17 protein-coding genes are annotated in these 16,712 nt (G+C 71.1%); 13 read left to right on the forward strand and 4 right to left on the reverse strand.

Annotation, left to right across the window (positions count from 1 at the left end; genetic code table 11):
• Positions 1-51: 51 nt before the first annotated feature.
• The 3 genes from M9917_RS04580 (at position 52) to M9917_RS04590 (ending at position 3,795) form a co-directional block, all read left to right on the forward strand.
• Positions 52-735 carry an ABC transporter permease gene (locus M9917_RS04580; RefSeq protein ID WP_465246365.1) on the forward strand — a complete coding sequence of 228 codons (684 nt, stop codon included), beginning with the start codon at positions 52-54 and terminating at the stop codon, positions 733-735.
• On the forward strand, positions 711-1,484 hold the full coding sequence (locus tag M9917_RS04585) for an ABC transporter ATP-binding protein (RefSeq protein ID WP_297251272.1): 774 nt from the start codon (positions 711-713) through the stop codon (positions 1,482-1,484). The genes M9917_RS04580 and M9917_RS04585 overlap by 25 nt, the downstream gene beginning before the upstream one ends.
• A gap of 133 nt (positions 1,485-1,617) precedes the next feature.
• Positions 1,618-3,795 (forward strand): protein-disulfide reductase DsbD family protein, encoded by a 2,178-nt coding sequence (locus M9917_RS04590; protein WP_297251274.1) that lies wholly within the window; start codon positions 1,618-1,620, stop codon positions 3,793-3,795.
• Here M9917_RS04590 and M9917_RS04595 read toward each other — a convergent pair.
• The gene (locus M9917_RS04595; RefSeq protein ID WP_297251276.1) at positions 3,755-4,966 is read right to left on the reverse strand and encodes a penicillin-binding protein activator; all 1,212 of its coding nucleotides are present in this window, start codon (positions 4,964-4,966) and stop codon (positions 3,755-3,757) included. The genes M9917_RS04590 and M9917_RS04595 overlap by 41 nt on opposite strands.
• Positions 4,967-5,148: 182 nt before the next feature.
• On the opposite strand from M9917_RS04595, the gene rsmI reads away from it, so the two are divergent.
• From rsmI to gshB, 3 genes are read left to right on the forward strand one after another with little or no spacing between them, the layout of a single operon-like run.
• Positions 5,149-6,057 (forward strand): 16S rRNA (cytidine(1402)-2'-O)-methyltransferase, encoded by a 909-nt coding sequence (gene rsmI / locus M9917_RS04600; RefSeq protein WP_297254704.1) that lies wholly within the window; start codon positions 5,149-5,151, stop codon positions 6,055-6,057.
• Positions 6,054-6,437, forward strand: a complete 384-nt coding sequence (locus tag M9917_RS04605) for a YraN family protein (protein ID WP_297251278.1) — start codon at positions 6,054-6,056, stop codon at positions 6,435-6,437. The genes rsmI and M9917_RS04605 overlap by 4 nt, the downstream gene beginning before the upstream one ends.
• 60 nt (positions 6,438-6,497) lie before the next feature.
• Positions 6,498-7,445 (forward strand): glutathione synthase, encoded by a 948-nt coding sequence (gene gshB / locus M9917_RS04610; RefSeq protein ID WP_297251280.1) that lies wholly within the window; start codon positions 6,498-6,500, stop codon positions 7,443-7,445.
• A 9-nt stretch (positions 7,446-7,454) separates the two neighbouring features.
• Here the strand turns inward: gshB and M9917_RS04615 are convergent, their stop codons facing one another.
• Positions 7,455-8,231, reverse strand: a complete 777-nt coding sequence (locus M9917_RS04615; protein ID WP_297251281.1) for a HesA/MoeB/ThiF family protein — start codon at positions 8,229-8,231, stop codon at positions 7,455-7,457.
• Between the two features lie 101 nt (positions 8,232-8,332).
• Here M9917_RS04615 and M9917_RS04620 point away from each other — a divergent pair, with 101 nt between their 5' ends.
• The 5 genes from M9917_RS04620 to M9917_RS04640 are packed head-to-tail and all read left to right on the forward strand — an operon-like array spanning position 8,333 to position 12,588.
• Entirely contained in the window at positions 8,333-8,743 is a 411-nt protein-coding gene (locus M9917_RS04620; protein ID WP_297251283.1) for a cytidine deaminase, read from the forward strand.
• A gap of 34 nt (positions 8,744-8,777) precedes the next feature.
• Positions 8,778-9,587, forward strand: coding sequence for a purine-nucleoside phosphorylase (locus M9917_RS04625; RefSeq protein ID WP_297251284.1), 810 nt, complete (start codon positions 8,778-8,780; stop codon positions 9,585-9,587).
• A gap of 3 nt (positions 9,588-9,590) precedes the next feature.
• Positions 9,591-10,322: a deoxyribose-phosphate aldolase gene (gene deoC / locus M9917_RS04630; protein WP_297251286.1), complete on the forward strand. Its 732-nt coding sequence runs from the start codon at positions 9,591-9,593 to the stop codon at positions 10,320-10,322.
• Positions 10,322-11,647, forward strand: coding sequence for a thymidine phosphorylase (deoA, locus tag M9917_RS04635; protein ID WP_297251288.1), 1,326 nt, complete (start codon positions 10,322-10,324; stop codon positions 11,645-11,647). The genes deoC and deoA overlap by 1 nt, the downstream gene beginning before the upstream one ends.
• Positions 11,644-12,588 carry a 2-hydroxyacid dehydrogenase gene (locus tag M9917_RS04640; RefSeq protein WP_297251290.1) on the forward strand — a complete coding sequence of 315 codons (945 nt, stop codon included), beginning with the start codon at positions 11,644-11,646 and terminating at the stop codon, positions 12,586-12,588. The genes deoA and M9917_RS04640 overlap by 4 nt, the downstream gene beginning before the upstream one ends.
• Before the next feature lie 9 nt (positions 12,589-12,597).
• Here M9917_RS04640 and nth read toward each other — a convergent pair whose 3' ends face one another.
• Positions 12,598-13,299, reverse strand: coding sequence for an endonuclease III (gene nth / locus M9917_RS04645; protein ID WP_297251292.1), 702 nt, complete (start codon positions 13,297-13,299; stop codon positions 12,598-12,600).
• Between the two features lie 53 nt (positions 13,300-13,352).
• On the opposite strand from nth, the gene M9917_RS04650 reads away from it, so the two are divergent.
• Positions 13,353-13,847, forward strand: a complete 495-nt coding sequence (locus tag M9917_RS04650; RefSeq protein WP_297251294.1) for a DUF2244 domain-containing protein — start codon at positions 13,353-13,355, stop codon at positions 13,845-13,847.
• 178 nt (positions 13,848-14,025) lie between these two features.
• On the forward strand, positions 14,026-14,922 hold the full coding sequence (locus tag M9917_RS04655) for a methylated-DNA--[protein]-cysteine S-methyltransferase (protein WP_297254706.1): 897 nt from the start codon (positions 14,026-14,028) through the stop codon (positions 14,920-14,922).
• A 10-nt stretch (positions 14,923-14,932) separates the two neighbouring features.
• On the opposite strand, the gene M9917_RS04660 is transcribed toward M9917_RS04655, so the two are convergent.
• Positions 14,933-16,639: a hypothetical protein gene (locus M9917_RS04660; protein WP_297251296.1), complete on the reverse strand. Its 1,707-nt coding sequence runs from the start codon at positions 16,637-16,639 to the stop codon at positions 14,933-14,935.
• Positions 16,640-16,712 lie beyond the last annotated feature (73 nt).

Below are 16,712 nucleotides of genomic sequence, written 5' to 3' on the forward strand. Positions count from 1 at the left end.
CCGGCCCTCGCCTGTCTCGGCCTCGTCGCCTTCCTCCTCATCTGGGAGGCGATGCCCTTCTTCGGCTGGGTGAACCCGGCCTTCCTGCCGGGGCCGAGCCTCCTGCCGAAAGCCTTCATGCGGGAAGTCACCTCCGGCGCCTGGCTTGCGGCGATACGCGGCTCGCTCCAGCACTATTTCGTCGGGCTCATCACCGGCGCAGGGCTCGGCGTCGCGCTCGGCGTGCTGGTCGGGATGTCGCGCGTCGCCGAAGAGGCCACGGCCTGGGTCGTGCGGGTGCTGCGGCCGATTCCCGGCCTCGCCTGGGTGCCCTTCGCCATCATCTGGTTCGGCGTCACCCCGGCGGCGGCGGTCTTCATCATCGCGGTGGGCGTGTTCTGGATCGTCTTCTTCGCGGCGCAGGGCGCGATCCGCGGCGTCGACCGCGATCTCGTCGAGGTCGCCGACGCCTTCGGCTTCCGCTCGCCCTGGCAGCGCCTCGGCAAGATCCTGCTGCCGGCGGCGCTGCCGGGCATCCTCGTCGGCGTCAGGACGGCGCTCGGCCAGGCCTGGATGGCGGTGGTCGCGGCCGAGATCTTCGGCGTCGCCGGCGTCGGCCAGCGCATGATGCAGGCGTCGAGCCTGCTCGCGACCGACATCGTCGTCGTCTACATGCTGACGATGGCGGCGCTCTACGGCCTGCTCGACTCAGGCTTCGTCGCCTTCCAGAAATGGGTGCTGCGTTGGAAAGCGTGATCGCGATCAAGAGCCTGTCGCTGAGCTTCCGGCGCGACGGCGAGGAGACCGAGGTCTTGCGCAAGCTCGACCTTTCGGTCGGGCGCGGCGAGTTCCTCGCCATCGTCGGCCCCTCCGGCGTCGGCAAGTCGACGCTGCTTCGGGTCATCGCCGGGCTGGCGAAACCGAGCGGCGGCGAGGTCGTGATCTCCGCGAGGGACAGGACGCGCCGGCCGGTCGCGCTGGTCTTCCAGGATTCGCGGCTCCTGCCCTGGCGCAAGGTCGTCTCCAATGTCGGCTTCGGGCTGGAGGGCCGGGTGCCCCGCGCCGAGCGGCTCGCCAAGGCGGCAGCGATGCTCGATCTCGTCGGGCTCGCGCCGCTCGCCGGGCGCTGGCCGCATCAGCTCTCGGGCGGCCAGCGCCAGCGCGTCTCGCTCGCGCGTGCGCTCGCCGTCGAGCCCGAGATCCTGCTGATGGACGAGCCCTTCTCGGCGCTCGACGCCTTGACCCGCGAGGCCCTGCAGGACGAGCTGATCCGCGTCTGGCAGCGCACCGGCAAGACCGTGCTCTTCGTCACCCACGACATCGACGAGGCCGCCTATCTCGCCGACCGCGTCGTGGTGCTCTCCGGCGCGCCCGGGCAGATCATCGCCGAGCACCGCATCGAGGCGCCGCGCCCGCGCCGGCGCGGCGCCGCGGCGGAGGAGATCGTGCGCGCGGTCCGCCAGGGCCTCGGCGGCGAAAGCGTCTCGGACGGCGCCGCGATCTGACCGGCGACATCATGGCACGCTGCCACAACCCGGCAGATCGCGGAGAATGCCCACGTTCCACCTCACCGCCTTGTCATTGGCATGGCGGGGCGGTTTCAGGCATGGGGTCCGGATGTTTCGGGATTGCGGGATCATGCGGCGAGATTTCGGCAGGCGCTTCCTGCACAGGACCGTGCTGGCACTGGGGCTCCTGGCGCCGAGCCTCGTCGCTGCCGCCGAATCCGCGCCCGTCACCTCGCCGCGCGTCACCGCGACCTTGCTGTCGAGCCGGGATACGGTCGCACCGGGCGAGCGCTTCGAGGTCGCGCTCGTCCAGAAGCTTTCGCCGCGCTGGCACAGCTACTGGCTGAACCCCGGCGATTCCGGCGAGCCGACCCAGATCCGGTGGGATCTGCCGGCCGGCGCCACCGCCGGCGAGATTCAGTGGCCGGCGCCGAAGGCGATCCGGGTCGAGCCGCTGGTCAATTTCGGCTTCGAGGGCACGGTGGTGCTGCCGGTCGAGATCACCGTCCCGGCCGATGCCAGGCCCGGCGACAGCTTTCCGCTGAAGGCCGAGGCGACCTGGCTCGTCTGCGAGAAGATCTGCATTCCCGAGGAAGGCTCCTTCTCGCTCGATCTCACCGTCGGCGCCGCGAGCGTGGCCGACGCGGACGCCACGGCGCGGATCGAGGCGGCGATCGCGGCGCTGCCCAGGCCCGCTTCCTTCCGCGGCAGGCTCGGCGACGATGCGGGCAAGCTCGCACTCGCCTTGCCCGGCCTGCCGGCGGGCGTGACCGAGCCGCGCTTCTTCCCCGTCTCCGACACGCTGATCGAGCATGCGGCTGAGCAGCCCTTCACGCCCGGCGAGACGCCCAGCCTGACGCTGACGCGCGCGAGCGCCTTCAAGCTGGCGGAACCCACGCTATCCGGCGTGCTGACCTTCACCGAGGCGGGTACGCGCAAGGCCGTCACGCTCGTCGCCGATGCCGATCCCGCCCTGGTCGCGGCATCCGGAGCGGCGGCGGAGACCCGCCCGGCGGTGGTGCCGATCCCGATGCCGGTCGAGGGGGCGGACCTGACTCTCTGGGCGGCGCTCGTCTTCGCCTTCGCCGGGGGGCTGATCCTCAACCTGATGCCCTGCGTCCTGCCGGTGCTGTTCATCAAGGCGCTCGGCTTCGCGCAGGTCGCGCATCGCAGCCGCGCCGAGGTCCGCGAGCAGGGCCTGATCTTCCTCGGCGGCGTGCTTACGACCTTCACGGCGCTGGCCGGGGCGGTGATAGCGCTCGGCCAGCTCGGCAGCGGCGTCGGCTGGGGGTTCCAGTTGCAGTCGCCGCCGCTCGTCATCGCGCTTGCGGTGGTGATGGTGCTGATCGGGCTCAACCTGCTGGGCGCCTTCGAGATCGGCACCGGGGCGACGGGGCTCGGCAACGGCCTCGCGAGCCGCGGCGGTCGCTTCGGCGCCTTCATGACCGGCATGCTCGCGGTGGTGGTGGCCACGCCCTGCACGGCGCCCTTCATGGGGGCGGCGATGGGCTATGCGGTGACGCAGGCGCCTGCGGTCGCGCTCCCGGTCTTCCTGGCGCTGGCGCTCGGCTTCGCGCTGCCGGTGGTCGCGCTCTCCTTCGCGCCCGGCCTGCTCAGGCTCCTGCCGAAGCCCGGCCGCTGGATGCTGGTGCTGAAGCAGGCCTTCGCCTTCCCGATGTTCGCGACCGCGATCTGGCTGATCTGGGTCGCCTCGGTCCAGAGCGGGCCGCAGGGCGTGCTCGCCGCGCTCGTCGCGGTGCTGGCGGCGGGCTTTGCGGTCTGGCTTATCGGCGTGACGCGCGGGAGCCTGCCGCGCCGCCTGATCGGCTCGGCGGTCGCCGCGCTCGTCGTGCTCGGCGCCGGCTGGTTCACCGTGCAGAACGCCGTTCCCGGCGTGGCCAGCGAGGCGCGGGCCGGCGAGACGGAAGCCTGGTCGCCCGAGCGCGTCGCCGCATTGCAGGCTGAGGGCAAGCCGGTCTTCGTCAACTTCACCGCTGCCTGGTGCATCACCTGCCTGGCGAACGAGCGCGTCGCGCTCTCCCGGCAGGAGGTGAAGGAGGCCTTCGCCCGGCTCGGCGTCGCCTATCTCAAGGCCGACTGGACCAATCGCGACGCCCGGATCGCGCAGGCGCTCAGCGGTCAGGGCCGCGCCGGCGTGCCGCTCTATCTGTTCTATCCCGGCCGCAGGCAGGCGCCGCCCGAGACCCTGCCGCAGATCCTGAGCGTCGATACGCTCATCGCGGCGGCCGAACGCGCGGCGGGAACGCCTATTGCGAGCGCGGACCGAGATCGCGCGGGGCGGCGTTGACCGTGACGATCTGGCCGTTGCGCAGCTCGAGCACCGCGAGCCCGCGCTCGACCCGCCCGTCCGGGCGGAAGCGGAAGACGCCGTCCGCCCCGGCGAAGCCCGAGGCATTGGTCAGCACGGCTTCCGAGAAGCGCTGCGACCCTTGCGTGCGCGCCAGCGCCGCCGCCAGCGAGACCGCGTCGTAGGAGAGCGTCGCGGTGCGGGTCGGCGCGCTGTTGAAGCGCTGCTGGTAGCGCCCGGCGAAGGCATTGAAGCCGGCGGTGTCGGGCGAGGCGAACCAGCCGCCCTGGATCGCCGGCACGCGCGCGATGCCGGCGTCGTTCCAGACGCCGGTGCCGAGCGGCTTGACCTTCGACGGGTTGTAGCCGGCCTCCTGGAGGAGCTGGCCGAGCGTCGGCATCGTATCGGCGGCGGCCGGGACGAACAGCGCGTCCGCCTGCTGGAGCGAGGGCATCAGCCGCTGGATCGCCGCCTTCATCGCGGCGGGATCGGCCCCGAAGCGCTCGATCGCCGCGACGCGCTGGCCGCGATCGGCGACGGACTGCTGGAAGGCGGCCTCGACGACCTTGCCATAGGCGGTGTCGGGAACGAGCGCGGCGAAGGATTTGCGGCCCTGCTGGGCGGCATAGGCGATGACGCGCTCGACATCGTTCTCGGGCGGGAAGGAGAGCAGGTAGACGCCGCGCGCGGCGACGTTGGAATCGCTGGAGAAGGCGATGACCGGGCGGCCCGCGCCGCGCGCGACCTGCCCCGCCGCCTGGACGGAGGGCGCGAAGAGCGGGCCGATGATCAGCTCCGCCCCTTCCGACAACGCCTCCTGCGCGGCGGCGCGGGCGCCCTCGGGCGTGCCGCGGTCGTCCTTGAGGAGCAGCGTCAGGTCGGCGTTGGGGAATTCGGCGAGCGCCATCTCGGCGGCGTTCTTCAGCGAATTGCCGACGACCGCGCCCTGGCCTTCGGCCGTCAGCGGCAGCACGAGCCCGACCCGGACCTTGCCGGCGCCGATGGTCTGGCCGCTCGGCGCGGCGCCGCCGCCGGGGGCGGGCGCGCCCGAATCGAAGCCCGGCAGGCCCGAGGTGCCGCCGCCGCAGGCGGAAAGCGCGAGCGGCAGCAGGAGCGCCAGCGCGCGTGCCTTGAACCGCAGGGTCGGTGCGAGATGCCGAGGATGCAACACGGGCGCTTCTCCAGTCGTGGCGGGCCGGCGACCCGCCCGGCGACGGATCCGTTGGAACGGTTGAGCCCCCCGAACCTGTCGTGCCAGTCCGGAAGCCTATTTTCAAGTTGTTAACTATGGGTTGCAGGGGTAAGGCCGCGCCCGCCATGGCGCCGGCCGCGCGGCTGTGGCAGCGTGGCGCGATGTCGACCGATGCCGCCGCCCGCCCGTCCAGCTACACCGCCTTCGGCCTGCGAGCCGAGGCCGAGCCGCTGGCGCCGGGGCTGCACATCGTCGCGACGCCGATCGGCAACCTGCGCGACATCTCGTTTCGGGCGCTGGCGACGCTCGCCGCCGCCGACGCGATCCTGGCCGAGGATACCCGCACCTCGAAGGTGCTGCTGGCGCATTACGGCATCTCGACGCCGCTGATGCCCTATCACGAGCACAACGCCGCGCAGATGCGGCCGAAGGTGCTGGCGAAGCTGCGCGCCGGCGGCAAACTCGCCCTGATCTCGGACGCCGGCACGCCGCTGGTCTCCGATCCCGGCTACAAGCTCGTCGCGGAGCTGGTGGCGGAAGGGCTGCCGGTCACCGGCATTCCCGGCCCCTCGGCCGTGCTCGCCGCGCTGGTGCTGGCGGGCTTGCCGACGGACCGATTCTTCTTCGAGGGCTTCCTGCCGCCGAAAGCGGCGGCTCGCCGCAGCCGGCTGACCGAACTTGCCGCCATTCCCGGCACGCTCGTCTTCTTCGAATCGCCGCGGCGGCTCGCCGGCATGCTGGCCGACGCCGCGGCCGTCCTCGGGACGCGCCCCGGCGCGGTCGCGCGCGAGCTCACCAAGCTCCACGAGACGGTCCGGCGCGGCACGCTCAGTGAGCTCGCCGCCCATTACGACAGCGGGGAGGAGGCGCGCGGCGAGATCGTCGTGATCATCGGCCCGCCGGGCGCCGAGGAGCTGCTGCCGGCCGGCGAGGCGATCGACGCGCGGCTCGGCACCGCTCTGGCGAAGCTCTCGCTGAAGGAGGCGGTGGCGCAGGTCGCGGCCGAGACCGGCCAGCCGCGCCGCAAGGTCTATGCGCGGGCGCTCGAGCTCACCCGCGGCGATCCGTGAGCGATCCACAGCAGCGCGGCCGCAAGGCGCGGCGCTCCGGCCTCAGCGGACGCCGGGCCGAATGGCTCGCCATCCTCTGGCTTTGCGCCAAGGGCTATCGCCTGCTGGAGCGGCGCTTCGGCGGCAAGGGCGGCGAGATCGACCTCGTGATGAAGCGCGGCCGCACCATCGCCTTCGTCGAGGTCAAGGCGCGCGCCCGGCTCGACGATGCCCTCATCGCGATCACGCCGGAGAAGCGGCGCCTGATCGAGCGGCGCGTGCGGCACTGGCTCGCCCGCAATCCCTGGGCCACCGGCCATTACCTGCGCTTCGACGCGGTGTTCCTGGCGCCCTGGCGCCGGCCGCGCCATGTCCCGGCCGCCTTCGCGCTCGTGCTGTGACCCCCTTGCGGGGAGGCCGCCCGCCGACCGATAAGAACCGCCTGCAACAGGAAGCCTGCCATGAGCCTCAACGTCGCCATCCAGATGGACCCGATCGAGCGCATCCGGATCGCCGGGGATACCGGCTTCGCCCTGATGCTGGAAGCGCAGGCGCGCGGCCACACGCTCTACACCTACACGCCCGACAAGCTCTCGATGCAGGACGGCAAGGTCAGCGCACCGATGCGCCCGGTCACGGTGCGCGACGTCGAGGGCGATCATTTCAGCGCCGGCACCGAAGAAAAGATCGACCTCTCGACGCTCGATGTCGTGCTGCTCAGGCAAGACCCGCCCTTCGACATGGCCTATGTCACGACGACGCACATGCTGGAGCGCATCCACCCGAAGACGCTGGTGGTGAACGACCCGGCCTCGGTGCGCAACGCGCCCGAGAAGATCCTCGTCACGCATTTCCCCGAGCTGATGCCGCCGACCCTGATCTCGCGCGACAAGGCGGAGATCGAGGCCTTCCGCGACGCGCATGGCGAGATCGTGATGAAGCCGCTCTACGGCCATGGCGGCGCGACCGTGTTCAAGACGAGCCGCACCGACCCGAATTTCGGCTCGCTCTTCGACCTGTTCAGCAACCTCTTTCGCGAGCCGTGGGTGGTGCAGGGCTTCATTAAGGAGATCAGCGAGGGCGACAAGCGCATCATCCTGATCGACGGGAAGGCGGCGGGCGCGGTCAACCGCGTGCCGGCGGTGGGCGACCTGCGCGCCAACATGGTGCGCGGCGGCGCGGCGCGCCCGACCGACCTGTCGAAGCAGGAGCTCGCGATCTGCGAGGCGATCGGCCCGACCTTGCGCGAGCGCGGCCTCCTGCTCGTCGGGATCGACGTGATCCACGGGAAGCTCACCGAGATCAACGTCACGGCGCCGACCGGCGTGCGCGCGATCAAAAACCTCGGCGGGCCGGATCTGGCGGCGCAGCTGTTCGACGTGATCGAGGCGAAGCGGGGCAGTCGCTGATAGGCGCCCCTACTGCCCCGATCCATTCAACGGATTGGCCTCGTCCCAGCCATAGCGCAGCGTCTCGAAGCGCATCGTCAGCGCATCGAGCAGCAGGAGCTTGCCGACCAGCGGCTCGCCGAAGCCGGTGACGGCGCGCACCACTTCGAGCGCCATCAGCGCGCCGATCACGCCCGGCAGCGCGCCGAGCACGCCGGCCTCGGCGCAGGTCGGGATCGCGCCGGGCGGCGGCGCTTCGGGGAAGAGGCAGCGCCAGGTCGGGTTCGGCCGCCCGTCGGCTGCGACCTCATGGGCGCGGATCGTGGTGAGCGTGCCGTCGAAGCGGCCGAGCGCGCCCATCACCACCGGCTTCTGCTCATGGAAGCAGGCGTCGGAGACGGCGTAGCGCGTCGCGAAATTGTCGGAGCCTTCCGCCACCACGTCGTAGAAGGCGATCAGCGCGCGGGCATTGTGCGGATCGAGCCTGGTGACGTGCTCCTCGACCACGACGTTCGGGTTGAGGCCACGCACGAAGCGTGCGGCGACCACCGCCTTGTGCGCGCCGATATCGGCGGTGGTGAAGATTGTCTGGCGCTGCAGATTGGAGAGCGAGACGACGTCGTCGTCGACGATGCCGATCTTGCCGATGCCGGCGGCGGCCAGATACTGGATCAGCGGCGCGCCGAGCCCGCCCGCCCCGACCACGAGCACGCGGGCGTTCTTCAGCCGCTGCTGGCCCGGCCCGCCGATCTCGGGCAGGACGATGTGGCGCGCATAGCGCTCGATCTCGTCGTCGTTCAGCATCATGGACGACAGCCTAGAGCATTACGGCGATGATCGCACCTGGCCCGGCTTGGCCACACCGTTCCGTCATGCCATCGTGCCGCCCCCTGTCGAGGACGAGCGACGTGCCCGAGAATCCCGATTTCGAGGCGCTGTTTCACGCCGCCGCCGCGATCCAGCCCAGAGCCTATGCGCCCTATTCGCATTTCCGGGTCGGGGCGGCGCTGATGGCCGGGGACGGCTCGGTCCACGCAGGCTGCAATGTCGAGAACGCCGCCTATCCGGTCGGCACCTGCGCCGAGGCCGCGGCGATCGCGGCGATGATCGGCGCCGGGCACCGGACGATCCGCGCCGTGCTGGTCTATGGCGAGGGGGCGCAGCCGGTGACGCCCTGCGGCGCCTGCCGCCAGCGCCTGCGCGAATTCGCGAGCCCCGGCACGCCGGTCGCGGTCGCGGGCCCTGAGGGCATCCGCGCGCGCTTCACCCTGGAGGAGCTGTTGCCAGCTTCCTTCGGACCGGCCAACTTGCCGCGGTGATCCGGGCTTTTCCGCGGCCGGAAGGGAGCATGCGATGGCGGCCGATCCGGCCTTCGACGAGGTGGCGTCCATCCTGGCCGGGCATGGCGTCGGCGCGATCGATTGCGCGATCGTGCTGGGCACCGGCCTCGGCACCGTCGCGGAGGATATCCAGGACGCGGTGCGCATCCCCTATTTCGCGCTGCCCGGCTTTCCGCGCGGCGAGGTCTCCGGCCATGCCCGCGAACTCCGCTACGGCACGCTTCATGGCCGCAAGGTGCTGATCTACCAGGGCCGCGCCCATTACTACGAGACCGGCGACCCGGCGGCGATGCGCGTGCCGCTCGGCGTGCTCACCGCCTTCGGCTCGCCGCCTTTGATCCTGACCAACGCGGCGGGCTCGCTCTGCGCCGAGATGCGGCCGGGCAGCCTCGCCCTGATCACCGACCACATCAACCTGAACGGCCCCAACCCGCTCGTCGGCGACACGGGCGACGGCCGCTTCGTGCCGATGGTCGACGCCTATGACCCGCATCTGCGCGGCAGGCTGCAGCGCGCCGCCCGGACGGCGGCGGTGTCGCTCGGCGAGGGCGTCTACATGTGGTTCTCGGGGCCGAGCTTCGAGACGCCGGCCGAGATCCGCATGGCCAAACTCCTCGGCGCCGATCTGGTCGGCATGTCGACCGTGCCCGAGACCATCCTGGCGCGGCGCTGCGGCCTGCGCGTCGCCGGGCTCTCCATCGTCACCAACATGGGCGCGGGGCTCAATGGCGGCGCGCCGCACCATGCCGAGACGCGCGATGTCGCCGCGCTCGCGGCGGGCGCATTGCGGCGCCTGCTGCGTGCCTTCCTGTCGGAGCTGTGAACCATGACCGATGCCGCTTTCGCCCGGCGGGCGCTTTCCCTGCTCGACCTGACCGATCTCGCCGACGACGCCACGGAAGAGGGGGCGCGCGATCTCTGCCGGCGCGCCGTCTCAGGGCCGGTGCCGGTCGCGGCGGTCTGCCTGTGGCCGCAATTCGTCGCTACGGCGCGGGCCGCGCTCGGCGACGGTCCGGTCAGCATCGCGACCGTGGTCAATTTCCCCGATGGCGACACGCCGATCGCACCCGCGATGCGCGAGACGGAAAGCGCGCTCGAGGCCGGCGCCGACGAGATCGACCTCGTCCTGCCCTGGCGGGCCGTGCTCGCCGGCCAGACCACGGCGGCGACCGCGATGATCCGCAACGTCAAGACGCTCTGCGACGAGCGGCCGCTGAAAGTGATCCTCGAAACCGGCGAATATCCGAATCTCGACAAGGTCAGGACAGCAGCCGAGCTCGCCGTCGCGGCCGGCGCCGATTTCATCAAGACCTCGACCGGCAAGACGGAGCATTCCGCCAGCATCCCGGCGGTCCGCACCATGCTCGGCGTCATCGCGGCCACAGCGCACCCGGTGGGCTTGAAGCCGTCCGGCGGCATCCGCACGCTGGCCGACGCCAAGAGCTATCTCGACCTCACCGACGCGATCATGGGGCCGGACTGGGCGACGCCGGCGACCTTCCGCTTCGGCGCGAGCGGGCTCTATGACGCGCTCGTCGCGGCGATCGCGAGCGATTGATGCGCCTGCCCCAGGAGATCATCGCCGCCAAGCGCGACGGCGCGGCGCTGCCCGAAGCCGATATCCGCCGCTTCATCGCCGGGCTGACCGACGGCACGGTCGGCGAGGGGCAGGCCGCCGCCTTCGCCATGGCGGTCTATTTCAACGGCATGAGCGAGGCTGAGCGCGTGGCGCTGACGCTCGCCATGCGCGATTCCGGCACGGTGCTGCGCTGGGACGACCTGCCCGGCCCGGCCCTCGACAAGCATTCCACCGGCGGCGTCGGCGATACGGTGAGCCTGCCGCTGGCGGCGGCGGTGGCGGCCTCAGGCGGCTATGTCCCGATGATCTCGGGCCGCGGCCTCGGCCATACCGGCGGCACGCTCGACAAGCTCGACGCGGTTCCGGGCTATGCCAGCCAGCCGGGGCTCGATCTCTTCCGCAAGGTGGTGCGCGAGGCCGGCTGCGCCATCATCGGCCAGACTGCCGACCTCGCCCCGGCCGACCGGCGCCTCTACGCCATCCGCGACGTCACCGCGACGGTGGAATCGCTGCCGCTGATCACCGCCTCGATCCTGTCGAAGAAGCTCGCTGCCGGGCTTTCCGGCCTCGCCATGGACGTGAAGTTCGGCTCCGGCGCCTTCCTGCCGGACTATGGCGCGGCGCAAGAGCTGGCGCGGGCGCTGGTCGACACCGCAGGCGGCGCCGGGCTGCCGACGACCGCGCTGCTCACCGCCATGAACGAGCCGCTCGCCTCGGCCGCGGGCAATGCGCTCGAGGTCGCCTATGCGCTCGACCACCTGACCGGGCGGCGGCGCGAGCCGCGCTTCCATCAGGTCACGGTGGCGCTCGCCGCCGAGATGCTGCTGCTCGGCGGGCTCGCCCCGGATGTCGATTCGGCCCGGCAGACGATCGAGCGGGCCTTCGAAACGGGCGCCGCGGCGGAACGTTTCGCGCGGATGATCGCTGCCCTCGGCGGCCCGGCCGACCTCCTGGAAGCGCCGGGGAAGCATCTCGCCGCCGCCCCGCTCGTGAAGCCGGTCTTCGCCGGGGCGGCCGGGGCCGTCGCGGGGATCGACACGCGCGCGGTCGGGCTTGCCGTCGTCGCGCTCGGCGGCGGCCGGGTCAGGCCGCAGGACCGGGTCGATCCCGCGGTGGGCATCGTCGCGCTGGCGGGGCTCGGCGAGGCGGTCGGACCCGACCGGCCGCTCGGCATCGTCCATGCCCGCGACGAGGCCGGATACCATGCGGCAAGCGAACGCTTGCGCGAGGCCTACCGGATCGGAGAGGCTCAGGCGCGCGGCCCGCTGGTCGCGGAACGGATCACGGAGAGGTTGTCGGGATGAGTCTGCTTCTGGCCATGACGGGCTGGCATGTCGAGGATTGGCGCCGGCGTTTCCAGGCGCTGCTGCCGGATATGCCGATCGTGGTTCCAGGCGAGCCCTTTGACCGCCGCGCCGTGCATTACGTCGCGAGCTGGAAGCACGCTCCCGGCAGCCTGACCGGCCTGCCCAACCTCGCCGCGATCTTCTCGCTGGGCGCCGGCGTCGACTTCATCTTCGCCGACGACAAGCTGCCGCCGGCGCCGATCGCGCGCATCGTCGATCCCGACCTGACGACGCGGATGAGTGAATACGTCGTGCTGCACTGCCTGATCTATCTGCGCCAGCAGCGCCGCTACGACCGCCAGCAGCGCGAGACGCTCTGGGCCGACGACCGCGACCAGCCGGCCGCGCGCGCGGTCCGCGTCGGCATCATGGGGCTCGGCGAGCTCGGGCAGGACGCCGCCCGCAAGCTTTCCGTCATCGGCTTCGACGTCGCCGGCTGGAGCCGCTCGCCCAAGGCGATCGAGGGCCTCATAACCTTCTCCGGCGAGGATGGCCTGAAGGCGTTCCTCGCCCGCACCGACATCCTCGTCAGCCTGCTGCCGCTGACGCCGGAGACGCGCGGCATCATCGATGCCGGGCTCATCGCCGGGCTGGCACAGGACGGACGCCTCGGCGGGCCGTTCCTGATCAATGCCGGGCGCGGCGGATCGCAGGTCGAGGCCGACATCCTCGCCGCGCTCGACGCCGGAACGCTCAAGGGCGCGACGCTCGACGTCTTCGAGACCGAGCCGCTGCCGCCCGATTCAACCCTCTGGAGCCACCCGGCCGTGACGGTCACGCCGCATAACGCGGCGATGTCGGAACCCGAGGCGGTGGCGACCGCGGTCGCCGCCCAGATCAGGCGGCTGGAAGCGGGCGAGCCGCTCCAGAACGTGGTCGATCCGGCGCGGGGCTACTGAAGGGCGGCGTCATGCGAGCCGCTTGTCGGGCGAATCGCAGAGATCGCTCTGGATGCAGCGGCCGCATTCGGGCTTGAGCGCCTTGCAGGTGTAGCGCCCGTGCAGGATCAGCCAGTGATGGGCGTGGCGGCCGAACTCCTCGGGAATCGCCTTCTCCAGCCCGCGCTCGACCTCGAGCACGTTCCTGCCCGGCGCCAGGCGCAGCCGGTTGGAAACGCGGAAGACATGGGTGTCGACCGCATGGGTGATCTCGCCGAAGGCGATGTTGAGCACGACGTTGGCCGTCTTGCGGCCGACGCCGGGCAGGCTCTCCAGCGCCTCGCGCGTCGCAGGCACCTCACCGCCGAACTCGGCGATCAGCTTCCGGCTGAGCGCGATCACGTTCTTCGCCTTGTTGCGGTAGAGCCCGATCGTCTTGATGTAGTCGCGCACGGTGTCCTCGCCGAGCGCCAGCATCTTCTCCGGCGTGTCGGCGATGGCGAAGAGCGGGCGTGTCGCCTTGTTGACGCCGGCATCGGTCGCCTGCGCCGAGAGCACGACCGCGACCAGGAGCGTGAAGGCGTTGATGTGCTCGAGCTCGCCCCTGGGCTCGGGGTTGGCCGCGCGGAAGCGGCTGAAGATCTCGCGGATCTCGGCTGGCCCCCGCGCGCGCGGCAACGTGATGCGTTTTGCCGGCACTGTCGCGCGAGGGGGCTTGTTCGGCTGGTCCATGACGGCGTTATAATGCGCCGATGATCCCCCGCAACAGCCCGGATAGCGAGATCGTGGACGCTTGCCAGCGGCCGGTCTTCGACGCCACGATCACGCCGCATCGCTCGCTCGGCCAGAGGGGCCTGCGCATCGTGATGACGCTGGTGTGTCTCACGAGCGTGATCTCCTCGGTTCCCTTCGTCCTGCTCGGCGCCTGGCCGGTGGCGGGCTTCTTCGGGCTCGATATCCTGGCGCTGTTCATCGCCTTCCAGCTCAATTTCCGGCATGCGCGCGCCTTCGAGCGGATCGTGGTGACGCCGCTCGAGATCCTGCTGCGCAAGGTCTCGCATCACGGCCGCGAGGCGGTCTGGCGCTTCAACCCGGCCTGGACCCGGCTCGAACGCCAGACCGACGAGGATTACGGTTTGCTCGGCCTCACGCTGGTCTCGCGCGGGCAGAGCGTCGCGGTCGCGGCCGCGCTCTCGCCGCAGGAGCGCTCGGGCTTCGCCGATGCGCTCGGCGCGGCGCTGTCCAGCGCTCGCCGCGGCCCCGATTACGGGCCGCCCTGAGCCGAACACAGCCCTTGCCGCCCTTGCCAGCTTTCGGGTGGGAACGGCAGGATGGGGCCCCTAGATTCGCATCATGACAAATGATGCGAGGTTCCCGATGAACGCTCATGCTCCCATGAAAACGGCGATGACCCCGACGCGCTTCTCGCAAGCGGTGCTGACGCGCGCCACCGAGGCGATGCCCGGCGCGGCCGATTTTCCGGCCGCCGCGCCGGGCTCCGATTACGATACCGTCCGGCGCATCCTCTCCTTCATCAGCCATAACTGGCGCGAGCAGCCGACGATCGAGGCGATCGCCGAGGCCGCCGGCGCGACGGGAAGCGATGTCCACCATCTCTTCCGGCGCTGGTGCGGGCTCACCCCCAAGGCTTTCCTGCAGGCGATCACGCTCGACCATGCCAAGGGGCTGCTCTGCGCCTCGGCGAGCGTGCTCGACGCCGCGCTCGAGGTCGGTCTCTCCGGCCCCGGCCGGCTGCACGATCTCTTCGTGACGCATGAGGCGATGTCGCCCGGTGAATGGAAGGCCGGCGGCGAAGGCTTGAAGCTCTCCTACGGCTTCCACCCTTCCCCCTTCGGCGAGGCGCTGATCGTGGTCACCGGGCGGGGGCTTGCCGGCCTCGGCTGGGTCTCGACCGACGCCGACGGCGGCAAGGTCGTCGGCGGCAGGCCCGAGGCGCTGGCCGACATGATGCGGCGCTGGCCCCATGCCGACTATCATTACGACCCGGCACTGACGGGCGCTTACGCCACGCGCATCTTCGAGCCGAAGGCGTGGTCGCCGGAAACGCCGCTGCGCGTCGTGCTGATCGGCACCGATTTCGAGGTCAGGGTCTGGGAAACGCTGCTGCGCATCCCGGTCGGCCGCGCCACCACCTATGGCGAGGTCGCAAGCCATATCGGCAAGCACGGCGCGGCGCGCGCCGTGGGCCTGGCGGTCGGCAAGAACCCGATCTCCTTCGTGGTGCCATGCCACCGCGTCATCGGCAAATCCGGCGCGCTGACCGGCTATCACTGGGGGCTGACGCGCAAGCGCGCCATCCTCGGCTGGGAGGCCGGGCAGACCGCCGCCGGATGATCCGGACCGGCTACTTCCTGAGATACATGTCCCAGCAGGGCGCGAGCGCGACCGGCTCGCGCCCGTTCAGCGCGGCGGCGAAATGCTCACGGATCGCCTCGCGCTGCGTCGTCACCGGGCATTTCGGCATCAGGATCGCATCCGTCCGGCGCAGCGCCTCCAGCGTGCCGGGCTCGAGCACGGGCGTGCTGCGGCCGGGATCGACGCCGACCGGCACGACGCGCGGCGGCGTGCGCTCCATGAGATAGTTCAGCGGATCGACGAAATCGAAGGTGAAGAAGCCGTTGAGCTCGCGCTTGTTGGCCGCTTCCCAGTTGCGGATCGCGGTGACGGCCTGCTGGATCTCGAGCAGCCAGGTCGCCTGGAAGTCGATCTCCGAATAAAGGATGTAGGAGGGCAGGATATCGCGCCGGACGAGGTCGCTATAGGCCTCCTGATGCGTGGCGTAGTGGTCGAGCATCGCCGCGGCGCGCGCTGCGATGTCCGGCTTCATCTCGACCCGGCCGAGCGGGCCGAGATCGGGCAGGTCGAGGCCGACATAGGTCGGCGCGCCCATCAGCGCGCGCATGCCGCGCTCGACGCAGATCACCGCGCTCGGCAGCGCGACCGCGAGCGCCAGCACCAGGACGAGCGGCCGCATCCGGTCCTCGCGGCGCCGCCACCAACCCGTCAGCAGCGGCAGCAGGATCGGCCACAGGCCGATGAATTCGAGCGAGCCGGTGTTCTGCGTCTCGAACAGGGCGAGCGCGGCGAGACCCAGGACGAACCAGCCGACCGGCTGATCGGCTAGCGCCCGCCAGCCGGAAAGCGTCGCCGGCAGCCCGTCGCGCCAGGCCGCCACGGCGAGCACGACGATGAGCAGGAGCGAGGGGCCGATCACGTTGAACTTGACCGAGGCCACGGTCAGGAAGCGCGGCAGCAGCGTGCCGGTGTTGAGGCTGAGCAGCGTCAGGATGTCGGAGAGATAGGCTGAGCTCAGCCCTGTGGCGACCTCGAGCAGGCCGAGCGCGAGGAGCACGATCGCGGCGGCGGCGAACGCGTCGCGGAAGCGCATCCGGCCGGCGAGCGCGGCATAGCCGACGAGCAGCGTGCCGGAAACCGCGCCCGTGACCTTGGTCAGGAACAGCGTGAGCATCAGCACCGCCACCAGCGCGATGCGCAAGGCCCGGCGCGGCACGAACAGCAGGGTCGCGATCAGGAGGTAGAGCAGCAGCGCGACATGGCGGTTGTAGAAGCCGTAGCCGTCGAAGCCCGGATGCGGATAGAGCCCGTGCAGATTGACCGGCAGCGCCGCGAACATGAGGAAGGGCAGCGTGAGCGCCAGCGCCTGCGGCCGGGAGCGCCGGGAGACCTCGCCGGCGAGCAGCGCGAGCACCGGCAGCATGACCGGCAGAAGCGCCCAGTTGATCAGCAGCATCGGCTGCGCGTCGGGGAAGAGCGCATCCAGGCCGGCGGCGAGATAGAAGCCGAGCGGGCCGATCGGCACGAAGAAATCGACGGTCGGGACCTGGCCCAGGCCGATGCGCTGGATGGCGTCGAGATAGACCACCGTGTCCCAGGCGTTGGGGCCGAGCGGCAGGCGCAGCGGCAGGGTCAGCGCCACGGCCGCCATCGCCGCGAAAGCCGCGATCCAGGCGAAAGGCCGGCCAGCCAGCCGCGCCACGATTCCCTTGCCGCCCAGCTGGGAGCCCCGCCTCCCGGTCTCGCTCATCGCCACGCCGAACCCTCCTGGTCCAGCCTGCGGTGTGGCAGAAAAATCTTACCAGCAGCCTGACGAAATCGGGGAGTGT

This window comes from Bosea sp. (in: a-proteobacteria) (assembly GCF_023953965.1).
In the GTDB taxonomy this organism is placed as follows: domain Bacteria; phylum Pseudomonadota; class Alphaproteobacteria; order Rhizobiales; family Beijerinckiaceae; genus Allobosea.

Excerpts from the sequence above, each read along its gene's own strand:
- deoA (WP_297251288.1), top strand. The coding sequence starts at position 10,322 with ATGCGCCTGCCCCAGGAGATCATCGCCGCCAAGCGCGACGGCGCGGCG.
- deoC (WP_297251286.1), top strand. The coding sequence starts at position 9,591 with ATGACCGATGCCGCTTTCGCCCGGCGGGCGCTTTCCCTGCTCGACCTG.
- M9917_RS04580 (WP_465246365.1), top strand. The coding sequence starts at position 52 with ATGCCCTTCTTCGGCTGGGTGAACCCGGCCTTCCTGCCGGGGCCGAGC.
- M9917_RS04655 (WP_297254706.1), top strand. The coding sequence starts at position 14,026 with ATGCCCGGCGCGGCCGATTTTCCGGCCGCCGCGCCGGGCTCCGATTAC.
- M9917_RS04590 (WP_297251274.1), top strand. The coding sequence starts at position 1,618 with ATGCGGCGAGATTTCGGCAGGCGCTTCCTGCACAGGACCGTGCTGGCA.
- nth (WP_297251292.1), bottom strand. The coding sequence starts at position 13,299 with ATGGACCAGCCGAACAAGCCCCCTCGCGCGACAGTGCCGGCAAAACGC.
- rsmI (WP_297254704.1), top strand. The coding sequence starts at position 5,149 with ATGTCGACCGATGCCGCCGCCCGCCCGTCCAGCTACACCGCCTTCGGC.
- M9917_RS04615 (WP_297251281.1), bottom strand. The coding sequence starts at position 8,231 with ATGATGCTGAACGACGACGAGATCGAGCGCTATGCGCGCCACATCGTC.
- M9917_RS04585 (WP_297251272.1), top strand. The coding sequence starts at position 711 with ATGGGTGCTGCGTTGGAAAGCGTGATCGCGATCAAGAGCCTGTCGCTG.
- M9917_RS04640 (WP_297251290.1), top strand. The coding sequence starts at position 11,644 with ATGAGTCTGCTTCTGGCCATGACGGGCTGGCATGTCGAGGATTGGCGC.
- gshB (WP_297251280.1), top strand. The coding sequence starts at position 6,498 with ATGAGCCTCAACGTCGCCATCCAGATGGACCCGATCGAGCGCATCCGG.
- M9917_RS04625 (WP_297251284.1), top strand. The coding sequence starts at position 8,778 with ATGGCGGCCGATCCGGCCTTCGACGAGGTGGCGTCCATCCTGGCCGGG.